20 protein-coding genes are annotated in these 25639 nt (G+C 51.9%); 8 read left to right on the forward strand and 12 right to left on the reverse strand.

What is annotated here, in order from left to right:
• Window positions 1–209 precede the first annotated feature (209 nt).
• The 6 genes from L5M71_RS19045 (at window position 210) to cyoE (ending at window position 5783) form a co-directional block, all read left to right on the forward strand.
• Window positions 210–599 carry a hypothetical protein gene (locus L5M71_RS19045; RefSeq protein WP_317630053.1) on the forward strand — a complete coding sequence of 130 codons (390 nt, stop codon included), beginning with the start codon at window positions 210–212 and terminating at the stop codon, window positions 597–599.
• 189 nt (window positions 600–788) lie between these two features.
• Window positions 789–1892, forward strand: a complete 1104-nt coding sequence (cyoA, locus tag L5M71_RS19050; protein ID WP_263141412.1) for a ubiquinol oxidase subunit II — start codon at window positions 789–791, stop codon at window positions 1890–1892.
• 2 nt (window positions 1893–1894) lie between these two features.
• A complete protein-coding gene (gene cyoB, locus L5M71_RS19055; RefSeq protein WP_263209036.1) occupies window positions 1895–3874 on the forward strand; it encodes a cytochrome o ubiquinol oxidase subunit I in 1980 nt (659 codons plus the stop codon).
• Window position 3875: 1 nt separating this feature from the next.
• Entirely contained in the window at window positions 3876–4496 is a 621-nt protein-coding gene (gene cyoC, locus L5M71_RS19060; protein WP_011787513.1) for a cytochrome o ubiquinol oxidase subunit III, read from the forward strand.
• Window positions 4496–4837: a cytochrome o ubiquinol oxidase subunit IV gene (gene cyoD, locus L5M71_RS19065; RefSeq protein ID WP_263162517.1), complete on the forward strand. Its 342-nt coding sequence runs from the start codon at window positions 4496–4498 to the stop codon at window positions 4835–4837. The genes cyoC and cyoD overlap by 1 nt, the downstream gene beginning before the upstream one ends.
• A 13-nt stretch (window positions 4838–4850) precedes the next feature.
• Entirely contained in the window at window positions 4851–5783 is a 933-nt protein-coding gene (gene cyoE, locus L5M71_RS19070; RefSeq protein WP_263209038.1) for a heme o synthase, read from the forward strand.
• A 111-nt stretch (window positions 5784–5894) separates the two neighbouring features.
• Here cyoE and L5M71_RS19075 read toward each other — a convergent pair whose 3' ends face one another.
• The 5 genes from L5M71_RS19075 to L5M71_RS19095 form a co-directional block, all read right to left on the reverse strand.
• Window positions 5895–6419: a protein disulfide oxidoreductase gene (locus L5M71_RS19075; protein ID WP_263196412.1), complete on the reverse strand. Its 525-nt coding sequence runs from the start codon at window positions 6417–6419 to the stop codon at window positions 5895–5897.
• A 25-nt stretch (window positions 6420–6444) separates the two neighbouring features.
• Entirely contained in the window at window positions 6445–7329 is an 885-nt protein-coding gene (locus L5M71_RS19080) for a thioredoxin domain-containing protein (protein WP_263209040.1), read from the reverse strand.
• Window positions 7330–7459: 130 nt separating this feature from the next.
• Window positions 7460–9577: a protein-disulfide reductase DsbD family protein gene (locus L5M71_RS19085; RefSeq protein WP_263209042.1), complete on the reverse strand. Its 2118-nt coding sequence runs from the start codon at window positions 9575–9577 to the stop codon at window positions 7460–7462.
• Window positions 9578–9976: 399 nt separating this feature from the next.
• Entirely contained in the window at window positions 9977–10405 is a 429-nt protein-coding gene (locus tag L5M71_RS19090; RefSeq protein ID WP_105250689.1) for a hypothetical protein, read from the reverse strand.
• 403 nt (window positions 10406–10808) lie between these two features.
• On the reverse strand, window positions 10809–11558 hold the full coding sequence (locus L5M71_RS19095) for a 3-oxoacyl-ACP reductase family protein (RefSeq protein ID WP_263209045.1): 750 nt from the start codon (window positions 11556–11558) through the stop codon (window positions 10809–10811).
• Between the two features lie 185 nt (window positions 11559–11743).
• Between L5M71_RS19095 and L5M71_RS19100 the strand changes: the two genes are divergently transcribed.
• Complete coding sequence (locus L5M71_RS19100) at window positions 11744–12664, forward strand: LysR family transcriptional regulator (RefSeq protein WP_105253022.1); 921 nt, start codon at window positions 11744–11746, stop codon at window positions 12662–12664.
• Window positions 12665–12710: 46 nt separating this feature from the next.
• Here L5M71_RS19100 and L5M71_RS19105 read toward each other — a convergent pair whose 3' ends face one another.
• Window positions 12711–13358 (reverse strand): CatB-related O-acetyltransferase, encoded by a 648-nt coding sequence (locus tag L5M71_RS19105; RefSeq protein ID WP_263209047.1) that lies wholly within the window; start codon window positions 13356–13358, stop codon window positions 12711–12713.
• Between the two features lie 1155 nt (window positions 13359–14513).
• On the opposite strand from L5M71_RS19105, the gene L5M71_RS19110 reads away from it, so the two are divergent.
• Window positions 14514–15713 carry a tyrosine-type recombinase/integrase gene (locus tag L5M71_RS19110; protein ID WP_263209049.1) on the forward strand — a complete coding sequence of 400 codons (1200 nt, stop codon included), beginning with the start codon at window positions 14514–14516 and terminating at the stop codon, window positions 15711–15713.
• Window positions 15714–16011: 298 nt separating this feature from the next.
• On the opposite strand, the gene L5M71_RS19115 is transcribed toward L5M71_RS19110, so the two are convergent.
• The 6 genes from L5M71_RS19115 to L5M71_RS19140 form a co-directional block, all read right to left on the reverse strand.
• Complete coding sequence (locus L5M71_RS19115) at window positions 16012–17520, reverse strand: hypothetical protein (RefSeq protein ID WP_263209051.1); 1509 nt, start codon at window positions 17518–17520, stop codon at window positions 16012–16014.
• Between the two features lie 12 nt (window positions 17521–17532).
• Window positions 17533–18951: an ATP-dependent helicase gene (locus L5M71_RS19120; protein ID WP_263209055.1), complete on the reverse strand. Its 1419-nt coding sequence runs from the start codon at window positions 18949–18951 to the stop codon at window positions 17533–17535.
• Window positions 18938–20668 carry an ATP-dependent nuclease gene (locus L5M71_RS19125; RefSeq protein ID WP_263209057.1) on the reverse strand — a complete coding sequence of 577 codons (1731 nt, stop codon included), beginning with the start codon at window positions 20666–20668 and terminating at the stop codon, window positions 18938–18940. The genes L5M71_RS19120 and L5M71_RS19125 overlap by 14 nt, the downstream gene beginning before the upstream one ends.
• Window positions 20669–20837: 169 nt before the next feature.
• Window positions 20838–21551, reverse strand: a complete 714-nt coding sequence (locus L5M71_RS19130) for a TIGR02391 family protein (protein ID WP_263209059.1) — start codon at window positions 21549–21551, stop codon at window positions 20838–20840.
• A 13-nt stretch (window positions 21552–21564) separates the two neighbouring features.
• Window positions 21565–23685: a hypothetical protein gene (locus tag L5M71_RS19135; protein WP_263209061.1), complete on the reverse strand. Its 2121-nt coding sequence runs from the start codon at window positions 23683–23685 to the stop codon at window positions 21565–21567.
• Complete coding sequence (locus tag L5M71_RS19140; protein ID WP_263209063.1) at window positions 23679–25634, reverse strand: hypothetical protein; 1956 nt, start codon at window positions 25632–25634, stop codon at window positions 23679–23681. Before L5M71_RS19140 ends, L5M71_RS19135 begins: the two co-directional genes overlap by 7 nt.
• Between the last annotated feature and the right edge of the window lie 5 nt (window positions 25635–25639).

Genomic DNA, 25639 nt, shown 5'->3' on the forward strand with positions numbered 1-25639 from the left:
ATCAGTTAAATTCCGGTTAATTTTGTAAATTTATTTCTTTAATTTGGTTTTAATTAAGGTTTTTTTAACGCTTAAGCCCTTTTACCGTGGGGATCCGCTTTCAATCAATAGCCGCTTCTTGGTATCCTCCTGCCGCATAAAAAAGTTGCATGCTGAATATTTTTTGTTCTGCCAACTGACTCCTTTTCCCGTTCAGCCGGACCCGTTAATTGAAATTAGCTCTTAGCCAATTCATTGTTGAAAGATTGAACCTAACTATTCGGCTTTCAGCCTTTAGCATGACAAATCTAACCCTGTTTTTCGGGTTATTGTTTGTGCTGCCTATTGCTGACATTTTATCCGTGTTGATCGGCGGTTGTGTCGATATTAGTGAATTAATCAGCCTCAGCAATGGCTTTTTAGTCGAGTTTATCGGCGCCAGTCTGTTCAGCCTATTATTGCTCAACCCCCTCGTTATTCTGCAGTTATGGCATTTAATCAACTGCTGCTTCAAATTTTTCAATCATCTCAATTTAACTAACGCCTCACTTTTTTTAGCACCCCCAAGGCTAAAATCCCTCGAACATACCGCCCACGGTTGTCGCGCTCCGCCATTTTAACCCTCTGTTTTTAAATTCAAATTAAGCATTAAGCGCTGAAAGCGGATCTTAGATTAGCCTCGGAATGGCGGCACATTGTTGTGTCATGCCTCTTGGGTCTCAGGATTTGCGCTCAGATAACGCCGCTTAGTGCGACTGCCGGTTAACGCTTGGCAGAGTTGTAAACCTTAGGGTTAGAGGAATCTTCCTTTGTTAATTCGAAAATTAAGTAAAGCAGCAATCGCGGCAGTAGCACTCATGCTCGCGGGTTGTGATGGCGGTGTGTTGGACCCTAAGGGCCAAATCGGTATCGATGAAAAACACCTGATTATCGTCGCCACCCTACTCATGCTCATTGTCGTTATCCCTGTGATTGCCATGACATTGTACTTCGCGTGGAAATACCGCGATGGCCGTGATCAGGAAATCTATGCGCCTAAATGGGCACACTCAACGGCGATTGAAACCGTAGTGTGGATAGTGCCGATTGTGATCGTGATAGTGCTAGGTGTGATCACTTGGGGTTCGACCCATGATCTTGATCCATATAAACCTTTAGAACACGAAGCGAAACCCGTCACGGTTGAAGTGGTGTCGCTGGACTGGAAATGGTTATTCATTTATCCAGAACAAGGCGTGGCATCGGTCAATGAGTTGGCGTTCCCAGCCAATGTGCCGGTGAACTTTAAGATCACCTCTGACACTGCGATGAACTCCTTCTTCATCCCGCAGTTAGGCAGCCAGATTTATTCTATGGCGGGCATGACCACTAAGTTGCATTTAATCGCTAACGAGCCAGGCACCTTCGACGGTATCTCGGCTAACTACAGCGGTGCTGGATTTGCGGGCATGAAGTTTAAAGCGATTGCCACTCAAACACCTGCCGACTTTGAGGCATGGGTAGCCAAGTTAAAACAACAGGGCAAGACATTGGACTCAGCGGCCTATGCCACACTGGCTAAACCGAGTGAATACAATCCAGTTGAATACTTTGGCTCAGTGAGCAAAGGGATGTTTGACCAAATCGTGATGCAATACATGCACATGGACTCACATGAGGGCATGAAAGGTCACGAAGGAATGGACATGCACGCAGGCATGGAACACATGGGCACTGAGCACACATCTGACATGGCAGACATGAAAGGTATGCACGACATGGCACATATGGCAGGCGAGCACGCGATGGAAAATACACAGAACATGGCCGACATGGATAGCTCAACACCTTCTGTACCGTCATTAACACAAGACTCATCCACAGAACCTTCATCCTTAGAGCACTCATCCACTCATAAAGTGGAGGCGGAGTAATCATGTCATTTCTCGGTAAATTAAGCTTAGATGCGATTCCGTATCACGAGCCCATCATCATGGTGACCCTAGCGGTCGTCGCAGTGGTAGGTTTGTATATCGCAGCCTTGATCACTAAACACAAAAAATGGAGTGTACTCTGGAATAATTGGTTAACCTCAGTTGACCATAAACGCCTCGGTATCATGTACATAGTGTTGGCTTTGGTGATGCTTATTCGTGGCTTCTCCGATGCCATTATGATGCGCACCCAGCAAGCACTTGCCACCAACGGCGCCGCAGGTTATCTGCCGCCAGAACATTACGACCAGATCTTCACCGCCCACGGCGTGATCATGATTATCTTTATGGCGATGCCATTTATGATAGGTCTAATGAACTTAGTAGTGCCGCTGCAGATTGGCGCACGCGACGTTGCCTTCCCCTTCTTGAATAACCTCAGTTTCTGGCTGACCGCCTCTGGCGCTGTGCTGATCAATATTTCATTGGGTTTAGGTGAATTTGCTAAGACAGGTTGGGTGGCGTATCCCCCCCTCTCAGAGCTGGCTTACAGTCCGGGGGTTGGAGTCGATTACTATATCTGGGCACTGCAGATTTCGGGCATAGGGACGACCTTAACCGGGGTGAACTTTATCGCCACCGTACTTAAGATGCGTGCCCCAGGCATGAAGCTGATGCAAATGCCAATCTTCACTTGGACTTGTACGTGGGCGAACATATTGATCGTCGCGTCATTCCCTATCTTAACCGCCGTGTTAGCCATGTTAACGCTCGACCGTTACATGGATTTCCACTTTTTCACCAATGACGGTGGCGGTAACGCCATGATGTATATCAACCTATTTTGGGCGTGGGGACATCCTGAAGTTTACATCCTGATTTTGCCTGCTTTTGGTATTTTCTCCGAGGTGATCTCAACCTTTACGGCTAAGCGTTTGTTCGGTTACACCTCTATGGTGTGGGCGAGCGGTGCGATTTCAATTTTAGGTTTCATCGTTTGGTTACACCACTTCTTCACTATGGGCTCCAGTGCCAACGTCAACGCCTTCTTCGGGGTGATGACTATGGTGATTGCGGTTCCAACCGGGGTAAAACTGTTTAACTGGTTGTTCACTATCTACCGTGGCCGCCTAAAGTTAACTGTACCTGTGTTGTGGACACTAGGCTTTATGGTGACTTTCACCATAGGCGGTATGACAGGTGTGCTATTAGCCTTACCAGGAGCCGATTACGTTCTACATAACAGTTTGTTTTTAATCGCGCATTTCCATAACACTATTATTGGCGGTGCGGTATTTGGTTACTTAGCTGGCTTTGCTTACTGGTTCCCTAAAGCGACAGGTTTCCACTTGAATGAGCGTTTAGGTAAAGCGTCATTCTGGTGCTGGCAAATCGGTTTCTACGTGGCCTTTATGCCGCTGTACGTACTGGGCTTTATGGGTATGACGCGCCGAATTAGTCATACGGATAACCCGGCATGGAACCTGTGGATCTACTTAGCCGCCGTGGGTGCTTGCATCATCATGGTTGGTATCATTCTGCAGTTTATCCAACTGTACGTGAGTATCCGTGACCGCGACCAAAACCGCGATACTACGGGCGATCCATGGAATGGCCATACGTTAGAGTGGTCAACCGCTTCACCACCACAGTTCTATAACTTCGCTAAGCTGCCACAGGTTGCTGATATCGATGCCTTTACCGATGCGAAAGAAAAAGGCTTGGCTTATCAAGGCCTCAAACACTATCAGCCAATCCATATGCCGAAAAATACCTCAAGCGGTATCTTAATGGCGCTGGGAATCACTGCCGCAGGTTTTGCCGCTATTTGGCACATTCTGTGGTTAGCCATTGTGGGCTTAGTGGGCGCGTTTATCGTGTTCTTATTCCGTGCCTATAACAATGACGTCGACTATTACGTGCAACCCGATGAAGTGGCTCGCATTGAAAATGCCCACTTAAACAATGTAGTAAGGGGCTGATATGAGTATTGCAATCCCAGCAGATTTAGAAGTAGCTCACGCAGAAGATCATCACGAACACCATGATACGAGTGGCAACACCCTGTTTGGTTTTTGGATTTACCTGATGACCGACTGCATTTTGTTTGCCTCGGTTTTCGCAACCTATGCTGTGCTCTACATGAACACGGACGGTGGCGTTTCGGGTAAAGACATTTTCGAATTGGACTTTGTGCTGATCGAAACTGCCGCCCTGCTCGTTAGTAGTATTACCTATGGCATGGCGCTAATTTTTGCTAAGCGCCACAACAAAGCCGCGACCTTGGCTTGGTTACTCGTGACCTTCGCCCTCGGTTGTGTGTTTATCGGGATGGAAGTCTATGAGTTCCATCACCTGATTGAACATGGCAATGGCCCGCAGCGCAGCGCTTTCCTGTCGTCCTTCTTCACCCTTGTCGGTATGCACGGTTTGCACGTGACCGCAGGTCTGATTTGGATGGCGATCATGATGATTGAAGTGGCGAAAACCGGTTTAGGTCATCGCAGCATCACCCGCCTGAGCTGCTTAAGCCTGTTCTGGCATTTCCTCGACATAGTGTGGATTTGTGTATTCACGGTCGTGTATTTATTGGGAGCACTGTAATGAGCGCACATAGTCATACTGATAAGCATAGCCATGGCACTGACGATCTGGCCGCGAGCATTAAGTCATATCTAATGGGCTTTGTGCTGTCAGTGATATTAACCGCCATTCCATTTTGGGCCGTAATGACCCATCACTTCGAGAAAGCGACCACCCTTAGCTTAGTGCTAGTGATGGCGATAGTGCAGATAGTGGTACATCTTAAGTACTTCTTGCACTTAGATTTCTCGAAAGAAGGCAAAGTGAATACCTTCTCCTTCCTGTTTACCGCCCTGATTATTGTCATGGTCGTCGGCTTGTCGGTGTGGATCATACTCGAAGCCAACGCTTTGATGATGTAACGAGAAACAGTCTATGCAAACACAAGACAGATTTATGTCACCGCAATGGAAAGCACGCTTCAAAGGGTATGTGCAGGTCACTAAGCCTGGCATCATTTTCGGGAATCTGATTTCCGTTGCTGGCGGTTTTTTATTAGCCGCCAAAGGCGACGTAAATTGGGTCTTGATGCTGGCGAGCTTAGTGGGATTGTCCTTGGTCGTAGCCTCGGGTTGCGCAATCAATAACTGTATTGACCGTGATATCGACGCCAAGATGCAGCGAACCTGCAAACGCGTGACCGTCACGGGCGAAATTGCCGTGGGTAACGTACTCGCGTTTGGACTCGCCTTAGGTGTGTTAGGCTTTAGCATCTTAGCCTTGTTTACCAATGCATTAGCCCTGCTATTTGCCGTTATTGGTTACATCGTTTATGTGGGGGTTTATAGCCTCTACATGAAACGTAACTCAGTGTATGGCACTTTAGTTGGCAGCTTCTCGGGCGCAGTACCGCCCGTGGTTGGCTATTGCAGTGTGACAGGGCAAATGGACATGGGCGCGGCTATTTTGCTGTTGATGTTCAGCCTATGGCAGATGCCACATTCCTATGCCATCGCGATTTTCCGTTTTAATGACTATGCGGCAGCCAATATTCCTGTGCTACCGGTTGCAGAAGGCATGACCAAAGCAAAACTGCATATCGTGCTTTATATTGCCGTGTTCGCCTTAGTCAGTGCGCTGTTGCCACTCGCGGGTTACACAGGTATCGCCTTTATGGCGGTCACCTGCGCAACCAGCCTGTGGTGGCTTGCCATGGCATTAAAAGGTTATCGCCACGGCGTCGACATGCAACGCTGGGCTCGCCAAGTGTTTGGTTTTTCAATCATCACTATTACGGCGCTCAGTGTGACTATGGCGCTCGACTTCCAAGTTGTGAGTCAGGCACCACTACTCACTTTAGTGAAGTAAATCCTAAGCTTTCAGCTACTTGTCTAGACCTGAAATAAGTTGATAATACAAAAGCGCTAACCTAGATTAGCGCTTTTTTTCTACCTTAAAACAGCCCCTGATGTATCACTTCTAAGTGAACATCATTCGCCACCACATACCGGGTAGGCTAGTAAAACCTGTCGTATAGTGTTTTAGCTCACCCTCTTTAAAGATCATAATGGTTGGCGTCGCCTGCAATGACCAATCACGGGCAATCTTGCTGTCACTATCGTTAATAGTGTCAAAGCCATAGCCTTGATGCTGAAGATATTTTCTCAGTTTCTCATCCTCCCCCGAATTCATGGCAACCGTCACCACGGGGTAATAGGCCGACATTTGATTGACTGCCGGGCTGACAAAATTACACACAGGGCACCAAGTGCCCCAGAAGTACACTAATACCGCCTGATCTTGACTTAACGTGGCAATATCAAGCGCTTCCCCTGCCAACGTCGTCCCTTGGAGCTGCGGCAAATTATCCCGCGGGATATCTTTGCCGCGCCAGATGTCCATCACGCTGGTAACGATAAGAGCAATGAGCAGCCAAAGTGCCAGCTGCTTAATCCAGCCCAATATGCGTTTAGGTAAAGATGTCGAAACCTGTTCGGCGCTCATATTTTCAGTTTCCTTTGGCGGCATCTTAACTGCTCTTCTGCGTCTTATCTTTAGCGGCAATCGCGGCTTCAAGCTGCTCTTTTAACACTTCGTAAGGCACTAATCCGGGAATAAGCGTATCGGCCACTATCATACTTGGAGTGCCACCTATACCTAACTCATTCATTAAATTAACATTGTTATCTACCATTTTAGCGACGCGCTCATCTGTGTTGCCGACCCAGCGCTCGGTTGCCGTCAGTTTAGCGACCTTAGCGATGGCGGCGGCATCGAGTCCACGCGGACTCGACATCAACATATCTTTCACCTTGAGATACTTTTCAGGCTCGTTTAACCAAACCGTTTGGGCAAAATCGACTGCCATTTTGGAGCCTTCGCCCTGCAGCGGCACCATTTTAACTATGATTTTTAACTGCGGAAATTCTTCAATCAGCTGGTTCAGCGAAGGTTCGATTTTCTTGCAGTATGGGCAGTTAAAATCGGTGAAGTACACCATCTCAATCTCAGGTGTCGCAGCGCCCTTCCACGGATCGCTTTTGGTCTCATACATGGCTTTATGATGAGTCACAAGACTGGTTTGCATGGCTGTATTGGCACCCTCTTGCTCCCTTGCTTGCCACGCAATAATTGCTTCCCTCATTAGGTCAGGATCATTGATCAAGGCATCTTTAAGAATCGCTCGCACCTCTTGCTGCTGGGCCGCCGATAAACTGCTGTCTTTGGCATAGGCCATAGTGCTCACCGAAGGCAAGGAAACCACCAGCATTGTCATGGCGACACCCGAGACAGCAAACATCTGTAACTTACGATGTTTGAATAAAGAGCTAAATTTCGACATTTGGGTGCCTCCAATGGCTTGAGTTTTCTGCATTGATTCAGTGATGTTTTGTACTTCAATTGTCTGTTTCATAATCGATTTCCATTGTCTTAAGTCAGAGTTATCCCTGACCTGAGTATTTGTTGAGTGCCACTCGACTCGCTATTGAATGAGACTCGCCAGTGATATTGCCGAGTGACATGTCCGAGTGAATGGCTGTTCGTTAGCGTGATTTCCCTTCCGCTACGGATGACTTTTCAGGGGACGCTGAGGCCTGCTCAATCGCAGCGAGCACAAAGTCAGTCGATAGAATTTCAGGTAATTCAATCCCCTGCGGTGCACCCGGGCCGTAAACCACGTTGAATGGCACCCCGAAACGATGATGGCTTTGCAGGTAGTGAGTAATGGGCTCAGAAGGCGTAGTCCAATCGCCCTTCATCGGCAAAATATGCGGCTGTTGCAACAGGCTATAAACAGGGTCTTGCAAGATCACACCAACTTTATTGGCCTTACAGGTGATGCACCAATCGGCAGTCACATCGACAAATACTGTCTTGCCTTGGGCGACCTGCTGATTAATCAATGCTTGATCCAATGGCGTCCAAGCAAGATCCGTAGGTAAAGGTTTAGCCCACTGGTTCACCGTCATAAATGCAATAACCGCCGACAGTAAAATACCGATACCTAAGCAGCTCACAATGGCAATCGCGCCATCTTTTTTAGCCATAAACACCATAAATATCAGTGTAATAATGCTAGCTAATGGCCACAGGTAGATTGTATCAATGAAGCTGGACAACAGGCTAATGAGCCACAAACTGGTGAGTAGCAACATGCCGGAGAAAAACACTTTGACTGTGTTCATCCAGCGACCGGGTTTAGGGAAATAACCCGCCACTTGCGGAAATGCCGCCACAATCAACCAAGGGAACGCCATACCCACGGCCAACGCAGTGAAGATGGCAAACAAGCTCAGTACATCGGCGCCCAAGGCGAAGGCGACCGCAGTACCCAAAAATGGTGCACTGCACGGTGTCGCCAGTAGCGTCGCAAACATGCCCTGTAAAAAGTGCCCGCTGTTATTATTGCCGCCCGTCGTCGCTAACTTGGTTTGCACGTTAGAGGGTAAGTTAATCTCAAATACACCTAACATATTGAATGCAAAAACTGTGGTCACCAGCGCCATAAAGCCGATAAACCAAGGGTTTTGGAACTGCACGCCCCAACCAATCGCCTGCCCTGTAAGCTTAAGCATTAAGATAAAGCCAGCGAGTAACCAGAATGAGGCCAATATCCCCAGCGCTGATGCGATGAACTGTTGGCGGATTTGATTGCGCTTAAGATCTGGCGCGGCCACCACTGAACTGAGCTTCATGCCAAGCACTGGTAACACGCAGGGCATGACGTTTAAGATCAAACCACCGATAAGCGCTAACAAAATCATGCCAAATATCGAGGTGCTTTCTTGGGTAATTACCACAGGCTTAACCTCGGCGCTGTATTCCAACGCCCGCTCGCTATCGGCGACAGTCATGTTCAGCGATTTACCTAAGACTTCGGGCTCACCCAGCCAACTTTTACCGCTAAAAATACCGACCAATTGCTTGCCGTTAACATCGCTTTCACTCGGTTTTAAGCTCACTAGCTTAAATGTGGTATCTGGCTCGCCATCGATAATCACGGCTGGACTTTGCCAGTTGGCATCATTGAGTCTGACTTCAAGTTGACCTTTGGCGGCATCCCAACCCATTGTCATAGCAGGATTTTGGCCCTCTTGGGTCAACACTTTTTGTGGCACAAGCGACACGGCCTTGTTGTAAGCCAACATGGCATCGGTATCCGCTTGCAGCGCATTAGGCGTGAAGTCGAGACTAATCTGATAATCCGTCAATACACAGATGGTGGTACAGGTCGACAAGGTCACTTTGCCGCGCAGCTGAGTACGAGCAGCGATATCATCGACTTTCAAGGTTAAGGGAAAGGTGGTATTACCTTTGTAACCAAAGGTTTGTAATCCCAATAATGAGAATTCCTCTGGCGCAGGCCATCTCCAATCCACTTGCTGTAGATTGCTAGAGCCATCCCACTTGATGGTAGGCGCAATACCGCCTTCCCCAGGACTGCGCCAATAGGTTTTCCAATCACCCTCAAGTTGTACTTCAAGTACAGCGGGCAAAGTATTCGTTGCGGGATCAACTTCGCCCGTCAGCATAAAACGTACTTTGGCTGGCGGGTGATTATCGTTAACTAACCATCCTGTCGATGCCGCCATGAGCGACGGGCTCGTCACTATCAAGGCGAGTATCCAGAATCTGGTTAACATAGATTTTAATGTACTCATTTTGTCCCCCAAATATGCACTAACTGTTTGTTATTAAATTGCATATTAATCTCTTCGATATATCGTCAGCATTTGCCATTGCAATACTTAAGCGCTGTTAGACCAAGCTAAGTTAAACAAGACTCTGTGATGCTGCGTGCATGCTTACCTTGCTTCTAGGCCATATAAATATTGGCTAACGCTATGTTCTGGTTACCAATATCGTTATGGCTTAAGAAACATCAGCGTGATAGAAGGCTTAAGTTCAAGCAGTCAGATAGGGAGGTGTGATGTGTAAAATCGGATGTTCTGCAGCCGCTTAACTTTCTTTTCTACCGGCAAACTGGCGAGAAAAGTCAAATATTGACTGAGAGAAAACATGCCTAAACAAACCCACCTATCAAATTGATAAATAAGTTTTTATTCTTGAAAGCGACAATGTGTGAGATGTATTCGCCTAGGTTTAGCTTGATAACCTTGTATGGGTAACAGTGTTATCACGCGGGAGGCGCGGGGAAGTAACGGCAGTAGGAACAGCAGGATAAGAAATGGGATGGTACTCGGAGTGTCGATACAGGTTCGGATCGATTTTTCAGACAATTCACATTTTTTAGGTTCACTTTTGACCAGCTCAGTACTCGCCGCTTGAGCATCGGCGTGGCTAGCCATATTGTTTGAAGCTGAACTGCTGTTTAAAGCAGAACTTGAGTTTAAAGCTGAGTTGGCGCTAAAACCAGCACCAGAAAAAGACGTAGCCGACATCGCTTGCGCGCTCAACTCCTTGAGCAACAAGTTAAGTATTCCACTATTTTGAGTCAAACAGAACAAGGTCAGAATGGTAAATACCATCACGCCCCATAGGTTGCCTGTTTGCTTAGTCGATAACTTAGAAATTTGGATTTCCCTTCGTCTTATTCTTTGATAATAAAGATAAAAAATGAGTGTCTTTCAACAGATAGCTGAAGATAAGACCGGCGGATTGTAACAATAGTTCATCAACAAGCAAATTATTTTGCCTTGCCTGACTCAAGCCATAGTCCACCATTTCAATAAAACCTCGCTTTGCTGACAGATAATTTGAGTAACAACGACCTAAGTTCTTACCATCATACTCAACGAGTTTTTATGCTCTAACATATTGATTCTGAATAACTAGCCACAACTTAAGCAAAGCCCGCCAGAGTGACTCTTGTGCAGGCTTATTAATGACTGGAATCAAACTTTTTGCCTAAAAGATAAATACAGACAAAGCTTATGCAGAAAACCCACCATCAATCATCAAACTCGCACCAGTGATATAGCCCGCTTCTGGACCCGCGATAAAGGCGACAAAGCTGGCGATCTCTTCGGCTTTACCAAAACGCCCTAGGGCGCCCATCGCTTTAACGGGCTCAGATGAATCACCGTTATCAGGGTTCATATCGGTATCCACAGGTCCAGGCTGAATATTGTTCACCGTAATAGCTCGAGGGCCTAAATCCCGCGCGAGTCCTTTGGCCAAACCGACTAAGGCCGATTTACTCATGCCGTAAATCGCACCACCTACAAACGGAATACGCTCAGCGTTAGTGCTACCGATATTGATGATCCGGCCGCCGTCATTCATGTGCAGCGCGGCTTCTTGGCTCGCCACAAACACACTGCGCACATTAGTGTTAATGGTTCGCTCCCAGTCCTCTAACGTCAGGTTCTCGATGCTATCCCAAATCAACGTGCCCGCATTATTGACCACTATATCTAAGCCACCGAAATGCGCTTTGGTCTCGCGGATGGCACGACGAATCGCCTCCGGCTCTGTGCTGTCGGCCTTAATGGCAATAGCTTGACCGCCATGGGTGATAACGTCGTCAACCAGCAATTGTGATTGGGCCTCAGATGACACATAGGTAAAGGCAACCGCTGCGCCGTCACTCGCCAATCTTTTAACAATGGCAGCGCCGATACCACGGCTACCACCTTGTACAAAAGCCACTTTACCTTGCAGATTATTCGACGATTTCATAGTTAGCTCACTCAATAGGAGGTTAAGGTTTATTGTATAGAAAAACCTTTTTAATCAATTACAAAATGACGTTCGCTTGTACGTTAACGCTCATTTTCATACTGTGGTAGTAGCTTACGCGATTCACTTGCCATGATTAAGTCACTAAAATGACCTTCACTAAGTCCTATAAGGAATTAATTGCCGTGATAAATAATCAATTTGTTGAGATACGCCATTTCGTCACAGTTGCCCAGCTAGGCAGTTTTACCTTAGCGGCGCAGGCGTTAGGCATGACTGGTTCGGCGCTCAGTAAAAGCATAGTGCGATTAGAAACCCGCTTAGGCACTAAGCTGCTGCACCGCACCACAAGGCGTGTGAGCTTAACCAATGATGGCGATTCGTATCTCACAGATTGCCAAAATGCCATGGCAATCCTAGACAATGCACAGAGCCGACTCGGCAGCGAACAGCAAATTCCCTCAGGTCGAGTGCGAGTGGATTTACCTGTGACGTTTGGGCGGCGATATATACTGCCAACCCTATTATCACTGTCGCAAAAATATCCCAAGCTCGAGTTATCTATTACCTTTAACGATAGAGTGACCGACTTGTTCAGTGACGGCATTGATTTGGCGGTGCGTGTCGGACAACTCGGCGACACTGTGGATTTAGTCGCCCGTAGATTAGGAGAACAACGCCGAGTGATCTGCGCATCTCCCGCCTATTTCGCTCGACTTGGCACGCCACAAGGCAAAGAAGATCTCAGCCAGCACCAATGCATTGTCGGCTGGCCGCTTGGGCAGCAACATCGCTGGTTACTTAAAAATGAGGATGGGGTCACTGAGGCCTATGACATTCCAGTACGCCACGAAATCGCTGATTGCGAAGCCATTTTAGCGGCCACACTGGCGGGAGTGGGTTTAGCGCAAGTGCCGATATGGTTAGTTGAGGACTATCTTAAAACTGGTGAACTTATCTCGGTACTAGACGAACTCGCCAGTGACGACACACCTATCCACCTGATTTGGCTTAAAACCCCTTACCTCCAACCCAAGCTACGGGTGATCATCGAAGAACTGGTGGAACTAGCCAAAACGCCAAAAAGCAGATTTAAGGCAGAATAAGTGAAAGGCCTCGACTGAGCGCGACCTTTCACTTTGGGACTAACGGTTACTTGCTTTGATGTACGGATTGGTCATAGAGAGTGATCGCTTTGCTGAGCGCGTCAAAATCCGCCGAACACAAATACCGCTTTAAGCTTTCAAACTTTTCGGCAGGCCAATCGTAGATTTTTAACGCCAGTAACTCAGAAATAACGTCTTTATCGAACCGATACTTGATTAATTTCGCGGGTGATCCCGCCACAATACTGTAGGGTTCGATATTTTGGGTGACAACACTATTTGCGGCAACAACCGCACCTTCACCTATCGTCACCCCTGGCATCAACATACATCTCATGCCTAACCAAGCCCCATCACCAATATGAGTATCACCTTTGCCTACATAGGCATCCTCGATGAAATCCATAAAGGGGTATAAACAAAACCAATCTGCTCTATGCGTATGATTTCCGCCCATTAAGATCACAACTTCGGCAGCGATACACACATAGTTACCGATATAAAGTTTATCGATAGGCCACTTAGGCTCCCACTCACGGCTCACTTCATCGCCATGAAGATATCTCACCACAGATCCCTCAAAGCCTGCATCCCAGCAATCACTGTAATAGCTATGTTGGCCTTTGACTATGATATTGGGATTGGTGACCACCTCGTGCAATAACTGAACTTTTGACCAATGCTTTTTCTGCATTGCAAATCCTCTTTATAAACAAAATTGTTAATACGAAACATAATGTTATGAGAAGTTTTACATTAGAATAGTCAGTGAATACGCGGCTGTTTTAGCAGAGGAATGAGTTTCATATAAAAAATCACAAGTGGGTATAAAAAAGAAAATAGCCCATAAAACTGAAAAATCGACATGAGCTAAGCCGTTGTCACTGAAAGCTGTCGCTGAAACCAAACTATGACATAGCAGTATACCCAGAAACAATTACTTAGCTAAATCATGTAACCATACATTGACATAAGATGTACCCATAGTCTGACAAATAGGAACCGTCACAAAATAACTCAAGTGAAAAATGTAACTTTACTACAAATGACTATTAAGCCTTTGCAAACTGACAATTGCTCTAAACAGTATTGGTTGTATTGCTAATCTAGCCACCAGTGAATCAAAATGGGTATTGAAAAGTTGCTTAACTGAGTATCCAGCATTCGTTACTAGCGACCTATCTTCTTAAATCCTTTCCTCTTAGCAGCCTTTAATGACTCACTATCGGTGAATTGTTCAGCTGTAACTTGTGGGAGAGCACTAAAGTCTCATACTAAAATGGCAGCGATCGCATACTTACGCTGCCATTTCTAAATCGAAATTATGCCCTTTTCAATTTATCTGCGACTCGACATGACGAACTCGAAACTCAATACATTGATCTCAAAAAGTGATCCAACGGTCCCAATACCTGATGACTTAGCAAAATGGCTTGATGTGCTATGCCTCTATGTTTTATGTGAAACAGGCTGTGAATAGAAGCTAACGCGATACTGTGGCATTTCTAAACAAAATGCTTGCCGCAATATGGATGATTTGTTATTACTGGCGCATGAACAAAATATACGTAAGCGCAATTAACACCACCACTACCACCACGAGAATTCTCGGGGGGTAGTTTTTTGCGTCTTTAAAAAAACCCTCTGAGCGACATCGCCAGAGGGTTTTTTTATTTCACCATGACGTCAGCACTGAATTTGGCTGATGTTCGCTGAGGCTCGCCACAGCGAGTTTCCCTAGGGAACAAGCGGGTTCACCATATGCCGGTGCTTTCCGCAACCCTCTCCGCTTTTCCTTCGCTTGGCTCCCAGCCGACACCTGGAAAACGGGGTTTCTCTAGGAGTCGTCATGGCCAAGATCAAGCTCACCAAGTCCGCAGTCGATGCGGCACAACCACAGGCGCAGCCCGTCGAACTGCGCGATACGCTGGTTCCCGGGTTCCTTTGCAAGATTACACCAGCAGGTCGCAAAGTGTTCATGCTCCAGTACCGCACGAACGCCGGGGAGCGACGCAAGCCCGCTTTGGGCTTGTACGGGGAACTGACCGTCGAACAGGCCCGGTCACTGGCCCAGAACTGGCTGGCCGAGGTCCGCCGGGGCGGCGATCCCGGAGCCGCCAAAGCCGACGCGCGCAAAGCCCCTTCGGTCAAGGAACTGTGCTTGAAGTTCATGGAGGACTACTCCAAGCAGCGCAACAAACCCAGCACACAGCGAGGCTATCAGGCAGTCATCGACCGCTGCATCGTCCCAATGCTGGGACGCACGAAGGTTCAGGACGTAAAGCGGCCGGACGTGGCCTCTGCAATGAAGAAGATGGCCCACAAGCCCGCAGAGGCGAACCGCGCTTTCAGTGTGATGCGCAAAATGTTCAATCTGGCCGAGGTGTGGGGCTACCGGCTCGATGGCACCAACCCTTGCCGCCACGTTCCGATGTATCCCAACGGGAAAGCCACACATCTCATCAGTGACGAAGAAATGGGAAAACTCTTCCGGCAGCTTGCCCATATTGAGGCCAATGGGGTGGAGAACTACGTCATTCCCCTGGCGATCCGTCTTCAATTCGAGTTTGCTGGTCGCCGGTCTGAGATCGTCGGCCTGCGGTGGGATTGGGTGGATCTGGGGAACCGCCGCGTCGTATGGCCCGACAGCAAGACCGGTGGCATGTCCAAGCCCATGAGCAAGGAAGCCTACTGGTTGCTTTCGACGGCACCGCGCCAGGAGGGCAATCCCTATGTGCTGCCGTCTCCGTGCCATCCGGGAAAACACCTGACCACAGGTGAGTATTACGGCGGCTGGAGCCGCGCGCTCAAGGCCGCAGGTGCCACGCATGTCGGCACCCACGGTATTCGGCACCGCTCGGCGACGGACATTGCCAACTCGGGTATTCCGGTCAAGGTTGGCATGGCGCTAACGGCGCACAAGACAGTTGCGATGTTCATGCGCTACGTCCATACCGAAGATGACCCGGTGCGCCAGGCCGCCGAACTGGTGGCGAACCGGCGCAAGACGATCACAGGGGCGCACCGTACCGAAGAGGTGAAGGCATGATCCGGTGAAAGATATCCATTCCGCCGCCAACAGCACCTTCAACGTTGCTGGGCGACAGCAGGCGACCAAGTTGCTGGCGAACCAACGCAAGTCGGTCGTCAGCGCGCGCAAAGAGCCAAAATGCATAACCACGTGATCCCTGGCACCGCCGCATTTACCGTCGAAGTAGCACGTATTTTGTTGGAACGAGAGATGGGGCATTTACGGGAGAGTAATTCCAGCGACACCATCATCATTCAGTTAAAGGGATACAAGAGCGGGGGCCTTGTCCGTTTGCCAGCGCTGATCAGGTCATCCGTCAAACCCTTGCTTTATTCGCTGCCAGTTTTGCCTCAAGTAGACGATAGGCCCGCTTCTCGTCAAGCTTCGGCAGGTTCGACTCGTTCTGCAGGAGGTCGGCCAGCACCGGCGTCACAACATCGAAGAGCGCCGACAGCAGCGCTTCGCCGACTGCGCGCGGCTCTGCAAGGTCCTCCAGTAGTCCCGACATTTCGCCGTGAGCGAGCTTGTTGCGGCCTTCTCGATAGACCTTGTGGACTGCGGCATCCACCGTGAGCGCGCCCTCGGGTACGGTCTCACCCTCAGGTTTGAGTGCAGTCTCGGCGAAGCTTGTCATATCGCTCGCCTTTCCGCCTGCGCCCGACAGCCCGTCAGCAGCACAGCCATAGTTGACCACTGCCATGAAGTCGGAAGCCTCGCGACGAGCTTCACCGACCCAGTACAGCGCATTGGCCCAGCGTTCGACAAGATGCAGCGCATGTCCGCTTCGTCGTCCATCGACGTAGTGCTGCAAGATGCACCCGGCGGCATCCAGGAAGGATTGCTCGCCCGCCATCTTGGCAGCCAGCGCACCGGGGCGTCCGCCAAGACCAGGCATCTGTACGCTCGATCCACGCAATATCCGTCCGTCCAGAGTGGTCGCGAACCGGTCTTCTGCAAAAAGGTGCTGTCGGCCGGCTTTGGTAAAGCGTCGCGCATCCTCGACCTGAAACCTCAGTCCGATTGCGTCAACCGCAAGTCCCACCACCACCGACGCTTTGAAATGAGACCGCGCGTGCTCATGCCCTTCCATCCGGATGGTCGCTACCCAGTTGTAATGGCGCAGCGTGCGCAGAACATCCAACGCATGCGACGCACAGCGGCCACTCTCGGCGGCAGTTGATCGAGCGGTCAACTCCTCCATGTCAAGTTCACGTACCTCGACCTGGCGGATGAACTCGCGAACTTCCGAGTCCTTGACAAAGGAATCGAGCCATTCCGCTCTGGGCAGAAATCGCACTGGTCCTACGGCGAATGCCGGCACGGCTTGATCCGAGTGAAACAGATGGCATGGGATATGCCGATCGACGTCGGGACTTGCACTGGTGGCAAGTTGCTGCAGGCGAGCTTGATAGTCGTCGGCGAGCACGGCGTAAAAATCGTCACCGAGCAGCACGTCCCGCTCATTCTTGCCGTCCGGTACTTCTGGAAGGCGCGATTGGCAGTCGCGAAGCGTGTCCCCAATGGCCTGGAACGAAAGCTTCATGAAGGCCTCCCGGTCAATTGTCTGGCGCAGCGCTTCGCGTGATTTCCAGCTTTGCTGTGACAGCAAGTGAGCTGCGTTCACGCCAGCTTGCGTGACCCGATACTGCCCGCCTTGCGACACCGGAATGGCAAGCGGAACCAAGGGGTTCGCGCTAAGGGCATGCCACTGTGCAAAGGTCATCGCCTTCGCCGTGATCACGTCCTCGACGATCGTCTCCATGAGCTTTCCAGCGGGTGTCTCTTTTGCACCACCCGAGCTTGCGAATTTTTTCTCTCTTGCCATTTTCCCCTCCTACTAGCCCAATATAGGGCTGGCGCTACACACAACCAGCTTCATTGATCCGCGGGTCATGGCCACATATAGGTGCGGTGCACTCATGCCCTCCGTATTCAGCACCACCGCCACTTCCGCCTCCAGCCCTTTGAGCAGCAGCGTGCTGCCGACTGCGCGCTTGGGCAACGGGCGGCCCAACAATCGGTTCTCTTCGCGCACGCGCCTGGCAGCCTCCGCAAGCGGGACGTTTCCTGCCGAAGTCCCACGCAGCGCCTTGAGCACGCCGTAAAGAATGGCGGGCCGATGCACGCGCACGTTCGGCATTTCGCGCAACTCCGACAACAGTGTTGCGGCTGCGGCGATGGACGGGCCGCGCTTGAACGCCAAGGCACTGCTCTCCGCTGTGGAGGGCGAATTCCTCGCGGTTCCTCGGGCCAACGACTCCAGACGCCGTGTCAGCTCTGCGACACCCACGTTGGTCATGACGCTTTGCGCCAGCGCCAGCAACTGCCCCATGGCCCCCGCAGACGCAACATCGAAACTGTTGCCGAAGGCGATGAGGTCATGCAAATCGACTGCCTCAACGGTCGAGGCCCCTGGCGTCTGGCTTGCAAAGTTCTGCTGGCTCGAACGGTTACGGCTGTCGGCAATGATCAGCACACGCCCGTCCGCGGTGGGCGGCAGCGTCCGCGCGGCAGCCAGTCGCTGCGGGTGGTCGTTGGGCGGGACGGTCTGAACCCACGTCACATGTGCTGGTGGTCCAGTGCGCAGATCCACCGACTGACCGGCTACCAGCAGGCGGCGAGCCTCTAGCAGCCATTGCCCGAGTGCTTCCGCACCGGCATTGCGCCACCGCCACGGCGTGGCCAGTTCCGCCACGACCGGGAAATGCGCGCATACTTGCTGCTCCCAGTTGGCCAAGGCGTTGCCACCGAACCCGAAGATGCCCTGCATCGGATCGCCAAGCACGCAGGTTGGCAGGATCAGCGAGAGAAAGTAGACGAGATAGTGCTGAGGCACCGAACAGTCCTGGTACTCGTCAACAATGAGGTGCGCATAGGACGCTTTCAGTACCTCGCTGACGTGCCCGGCCTGCAACAACTTCCAGGCGAATTCGCGGATCGCCGGGTAGTCCCGCGCCGGCGTGGCGAGCCGCAGGATGTCCGGGTCATGACCGCTGCGACCCGGAAAGCTCGCAATCAACCGAATGGCCCAGCCGTCGATGGTGCTCAATCGATAAGCACTGTGTGGCACACCGGCACGGTCCAGCCGGCCACGAAGCGCCGCCACGCCAGCGTTCGTGTGCGTGAGCACTAGAATGGGTTTACGACCTCCGTGCGCGGCCAGGGCGTGAGCAATCAACTGCGTCTTGCCGCACCCGGCCGGTGCCGTAACCGTGCCGCGGGCAATCGCGCGCAGGTCGATTTCAGCGGGGCCCATGGGCAGCCCACGCAGATACCTGGTCCACCAGTGCCTTGAAGCCTGGATCGCATAGCGGCAAGTCCGGCGCCACGATGGTCCTTGCTACGTCCTCCATCCAAGAGATGGACTTGAACCAACCGGCCTTGCGGATGCGCGCCGCCTGCCCGAGCATGGCTCGGCTTGGCACTGACAGCGCCAGCGTGTTCTGGATTTCGTCCCAGACGGCCTGAACGGTCAGCGTGTTGTTCGAGACCGTGCGCAGGTGTTCGTGGATCAGGTCGCCATGCAGTTCGTATGCGTAGTTGACTAGCTTTTGACAAGCCGCCGGCGTAAGGCTGCCAAACAGTTCGTCCTCCAATGCGCGGCCTGCGCGATAGGCGACGACCGCACCGCCGGCCTGCAGGAATGCCTGCTCGATGGCGGGCGTGGGCTTCTTGTCGTCATCCCGCACCACCATCACCCTGTAGCCTAACGACTGGAAGGCGGCCGCGCGGGCATAGGGCCGGTCGGGCTCACCACCGCCGCAGTCGACCATGGCAATGCCCTGTGCTGCCAGAGACACGCCGCCATGTTCGATCCGGTGCAAATCCAGGCCCCGCAGGAGTCCGATCTCGCTGGCCCCTTCGCACACGATCACGGAGCCAGCCAGAAAGGCCTCGGGATAGAGGCGAATGGTGCTCTGGGTGTCGTTATCGGTGCCCACCATCCGGGCCTCGTGGCCGTGGAGGCTGCGGCGCAGCACGAAGAGCTGGCCGCCCGACAGTTCCCTAAGCGCCACTGGCGAATGCGTGGTGAGAAACGCCTGCAACGGGGCCGCTTCTTTCGCTCCGAGAGAGCCGAGAAACCGAGCAATGCGATGGGGCTCAAGGCCGTACTCCAGTTCGTCCGAAAGGACGATCGACGCTTGGCTGGCCGCCTTGCGTTGCAGACCAGCGACCAGCAGGCGCGTGGACCCGACGCCGAGACTGCGAAGCGGGATGCCACCCTCGTTGTGCAGGGAGATGGTCCCACCTCCGAACGACACGGAATGTGAATCGAGCAATGCTCTGGCCTTCGCGCCGATGTAGACGCCGAGTTCCTGAGCGGTCGCGGCGACGATTCCCAGCGCTTCCCCCAATTGCTGCTCGGCTTGGTCGCCAAAGGTGCCGCGGGCATCCCGCGCAGCCTTCACGAGTGCAGCCGAGGCATCAGCTCGTTCCTCCGAGATGCGGTTCAGGACCGAGCCCCGCTGCCAGCCCAGGTTGTAGTCAGCGAGCGCACCGATCCGCGTCGGCGCTAGGGCCAGACGGTCCTTCCACGCGAGTGACTTCACCAGGCCTTGCTGGGAGGCCCGGTCGGAGATGAGAGTCCAGGATGGTTCCAGATCACTGGCGACTGTCAGATTCAGGCAGAGAACCACCTCCGAACCGGCGGACGGCTCGTCATCGACGACGCCCGTGGGGGCGTGATAGCCGCGTAGAAATGCACCGAAGCCCTCCAGCGCACTCATGCTGTCATCCAGCGCGCCCAGCGTCAGCGTGATGCTGATCGGAGTGGTGACGTCCAGGCCGAAAAAGTCTGCATCGGAAATCTGGATATTGCGCCTAGCGCCCAAGCACAGGTCGATCGCATCCAGCACCGTGGATTTTCCGCTGTCGCCTGTGCCGATCAAACAATTGATACCAGGCGATGGACACCACACAAGTTGCTTGATGCTACGGAAGTTGGCGATCTCGATCTTTCTTATTCTTGCCATTGGGTGCCCCTTTGATGGTGTGCGGTCTGTTCCGCTTTAGAAAGCCCTGGTACAGAAGCACATTGTGAAGTGTTCGATTCTTTGCGCTGCCTGCATTCTTTCGCAGGACATCGCCTGAGTTCCAATGGCCCAAGGTCGTATCGAGAACCACCGATGCAACTAACGCGACTCAGGTCTTCGGAGCGTCTTTCGCTTCATAGATCCGTCGGGCTAGAAGGCTGGCGAAGATCAGATACTGCGCGGCCTTCTCCGGGTCGAGATCGTGATTCAGCGAATGAGCCTTGGGATTGCGAATGCCAAGGTAAGCACCGACCAATATTTGCATGAACCCCTTCTGGTCATTTCTGCCCGACTCCGTGTCGAGTTCGCTGAGGATCAGGTGTGGCTTTTCCAAGCTCAACACTTGTGTCGCCAGACCCGCGCCGTCGAGATCCAGGCCGGTGCGCTCTCGCATCAGATCAAAGATTGCAACGACCGAGTTCAGAACTGCATCTCGATAATGTCCGTTCACATAATGCTGGAAGGCGTGCGCGAAGATGACCGGATGTAACAGTTCTTTGAAACCAATGCTTGGTTGCGTGCCCGCTCCGCTGCGCACATGCGCTTCCGCCCTGGCCTCCACCTGCGGTAGATCACGCGCAAGGATGTCGTCATAGTCATTGGCATCTCCAAATCCAATATGCCTTCCGAGGTTTCCCATGTCTTGCTCCGGGAAACCTGCATCCGTCCAAAGCTTGCGAAGCGATTGGTAGTCTGTTTTCAAATAACCATTAACTAATTTCGCACCAGCCTTGTCGTCATCTGCGAGCAAGCCCTGTGCGTCGATTACTTTCTGGCGTATCGCCCGAAACACAGCATTTACTTTCAAATACCATTCAAGCATTGAGTCTCCATATTCAATTTTTATCCAGGTCCGCAGAAGAATCTCCGATGCCCGAAAGGTCGCTGGCCACAGATGCCTTCTTTATTGCCAAGTCGGACACCTTCTTTCGCTTCGGCTGCCTCTTAGTTGCTTTCTCAGTAGTACCTGAAAGCTTCGCATTTTTACTGATACCGCTTGGCAAGTATCGTCGGCCCGGCACTTTGACGATAACGACGTGTCTCGGCTCGGTTTCACCTATTCGCTGTATGGAGCGACATTGCATTAAGGATCGGATGTGCGGCGTGCCTTCGAGCTTCGGAGCGGTTAGATCAAGGACAAGCAGGAACCCCAATCGAATACTGACGTTCTGGTAGTCGGTAGTTTGTCCCGCGTAATGACTTGCCAGTGAATCAAACGATGCATCATCCATTTCACGCTTGATTTCGATCACCATGCGCTCTCCCGTGGCCTTCAGCGCCACGTCGGCGCGGCCCCCGCCAAGGTTCGTGGGCTCCATTTCACCTGATGCGGATTGAGTGCTTATCCAACGAAAATAATCGTCTTGAAGTGCGCTCTCCGGTGGCAAGGTGCCGTCAGATGTCTCGAACAGATACGTGACCGATGGATCATCCTTCTTCGTGATTTCCAGGCGATTCTTGAGAAATCTGGTCGTCCACAGTAAAACTGTACCGAACAATTTGGCACCTCGAACACTGTCTCTGTAGTCTGGGTGGTGCTCCACCGCGGCCAAGCAATGGTCAAAGATGTCGATCTCTGCCGTGCTCAGTCCTTCGAGACTGAATGCGTATGCGTTCGAGACAACTTCGATGGCGCGCCGTTGGGTTTCTTTGCTACAGCGGGCTTGCGACAGTAAGGCAGCGACCGGTGCCCAAACGGTGGCTGCCTCAGTGGGGTTGCGCAGGGCCTCTGCATCAGCAGTCATCAAACGGTCAATTCCGCTTAGGATCGCATCAGCCTCGGGAACTTGCTCGTGCTCGCGGTTTTGTTTCAGCCAGCATTTCAAAAGATACGCTTGCCCCTCCCGCTGCGCGATCGAAGACTCGATCCTGGGACGCAGCAAAGTCTCCAAATATCCATCTCGGCTGCGTTTCAGGATCGTTCGTCCCGCGCTGTAAGCAGCCAGAACTTGACATTCGATCACAACCCTGGGCTCCCACCAGCTAATCTGTTGCAGACTGTCAGCAAGAGATGCGAGTGTTCCCGCAAGATCGTTCCAGCATGCAGCTTGTACATGCCGTGCGCCCAACCATGCAGGCGAATTTATATCGGCATGCCATGCAAGTAGCTCGAAGGCAGATTTCTGAATCGCCACGCTGCGCGCTCTCAACTCAACGTCTGTCTTGTGCGCGTCGAAGTCGGTTAACAATGTGAGACATTCCCCATACAGCGCTGCCTCCGGCGCGGCTTCTTTTAATGACTCAGCCTTCTTGAACCAATGTAGCGAATCCAGAAAGATGGTGTTCGCCACCGCTCTCTTCGGTTCATCGAGTGCAGAAGCCAGACCTGCCATCCCCAACTCAAAGCATGCTTCATATGCCGCGTCTTCACATTCGGAGAAGAGGCGCAGCCTATCTACGAGTTCCGCTTCGCGCCAATGAGAATGGGCGATTCCCATGATCTTCGCAGCATGGCGAAGGAAATGGGATTCATCGGAGACCTGAATGCCCAACAAGGCATCCAGTAGGCGCAGCTGCATTCTGCGATCAAATGCAGCCAAGCGGAAAGCGCCTTCAAGCGCTACGGCTCGCGCATAGCCCGTGAGAGCACCGGAAACATCCACTGCCTTCTGCAAGAAAGCCGCGAACACGTTGTTGGCGGTACCACCCGGTAATTGATATGCATCCAGCGCGTCGACCATCTCGATCAATACAACATCGTTCGTGGCGTCCCGTACCAAGAGATCAATCAGATCTTTCCATGGATGCACATCCTTGACCGATGCGTCATTCGCGTCTCGAAGAACTGCCAACAAAATCTCACCGGCCAAGGGTGATGCTCCTAGCAATGGCGCAGCCTGAGCAATTACCTCGAATCCGCCGAGGTCATCGACGCTCGGTACTTTTCCTCGGCTCAACAACGCATGCAGCGTGACTTCCACCGGATGCAGTTGAATCCCCAGAGCGGTCGTTACCACAGGTAGCCTCCATTGGTAGCTTCTCTGCGATGGCTTTCAGGGATGTGATCAATCATCGCTTTCGAGGTTACGCCTGCAACGAAAATCTGCAGATGGGGAAGTTCATCACGAATATCCTTCAATCCCGAGAGCAGTTCACGAAGATCCTCTGGTGCGATTTCCTGGGCAGCTGGCGAGTCGATCATGATCAGACCGGGGTGTCTTCCGACACCTCTTCGTTCACCGACCTGAATCATGGCGAGAACTGTGGCGACCTTCAGTCGCAGGCGTTCGCCTTTCGTCACTTTGCTGAACGATGTCTCGGCGCCACCCTTCGTCAGGATCAGGCTCGCATTCCCGCGCAGTTGAGCCTTCGACAGGCTGTGCATGCCAAAGCGTTGGGCGAAGTGAAGAAGGCTGATGGAGACCTCTGCCAGAAACTCGTCGCGAACAGTTTTTGATCGTGTCTCCGTCTCGCTGACAATGGCTTTGAGTACAACAGCTTCGTCATCCGTGACAACATCGCTACCAGTTTCAAAGCCAGCTTCTTCGAGGCGACCTTCAAGTACTGCGATCTCGTTGGCAAGAAGCTTTCGAGCATCGAATGACCCAAGCTGCAGCGTCAACGCTTCGTTCTTGGTTTGAATGCTCTCCAGATCTGCTTGCAAGGCCTGGAGACTCTCATCGGCCAGACCACGGTTCTTCTGGGCTTTGTCGAACGCCGCTTTTGACGCTTTGACGCTCGCCTCAAGCTCTCTCCTCAGAATATCCGCATCCTCGCTGCTTGAAATGCTCTCTCCGCATACCGAGCATGAATGGCTCTCAGCCTCCTTTTTCTTCCGTGCCTGATCGATCTCGTGATCACAACGCGGGCAGCAGCTCGGGTCGAGCAAACGGAAGACCGAACCTGCCGCCGTCGAATCTAGGTGGGCCTGTAGCTCCCGGCGATCTTGCAGGTAGGCAGCGTTTGCCTGCTGTTCTGCGAGCATCTCTCGATCAAACCGCTCTTGCATCGCTTTCTCCCGACGCTTGGTTTCCGAGTACCTACCGCTAAGTACCGAGAGCTCAGCCTGGATCGCCTCATCTGAGGGTTGTGCACTCAATGCTTCCCGCTTCTCTGCAAGCGTCGCTTCGATCTCCTTGACGCGGGTTTGCTTGGCACGCGCACCTTGATTGCGACGGCGGACTTCCAGCTCATTTCCGGACTCGACGAGTTTCAGTGCCGCCGCTGCCGTGGCCAGTGTCGAGACCCATGGAACTCCCAAGTACATCTGCATCAAACGCGCCTGAGTTCCTGTCGTAGCGGGCAGATCACCGAGCACTACGTCATAGTTGGTGCCGATGAACATCGCCCCCGATAACGCCGGCCAACCATGAACGACGGCATGGCCGGTCTTTTCTTCTGAGTCGCTTTCGCGCCATGTTGCAAGCCCCTCCATCGAGAACGCACGCAGAAAGAAGTCCGACATAACCATCTCGAACTGCTTGTCGCTATTGAAGGACGCTAGCACCGTAGGGTTCGCTGTTGCCGATGAGCGCCGGCTCAGCGTGCCAGAGGCGCTATTCTGACAATCGAGCCGCACTTCATGTTCGAGCCCGTCGAGATCGAATCGCAAGCAGGCGTTGTGTATCCAGGTTCGGACGTCATCCTGAAGATTTGGAGACGGCCTGCCGCGCATCAGCCAGCGTACTACTTCGATGATCGATGACTTCCCGCGCAGGTTTCGGTCCGTCATCATTCCCCAAAGCCCTTCATTGAGGTCTGGCCATTCGAAGGTATAGAGTCCATCGTCCTCAACACCTTGCTTCGTCCCCCCGAAAGCAATACTCAAAAGCTTCATCCTGCGCGGAGCGGGTAGCACCGGGGTTGGCACGATATGACGCGCGGTCAACACTGATTCCACGCGATTCGTATCGACCTTCGCTCGGCTTGCGATGGCGTCCAGCCATTCCATGCTTTCTTTTGCCATGTCTC

This window comes from Shewanella sp. SW1 (genome assembly GCF_025653545.1).
In the GTDB taxonomy this organism is placed as follows: Bacteria; Pseudomonadota; Gammaproteobacteria; order Enterobacterales; family Shewanellaceae; genus Shewanella; species Shewanella oncorhynchi.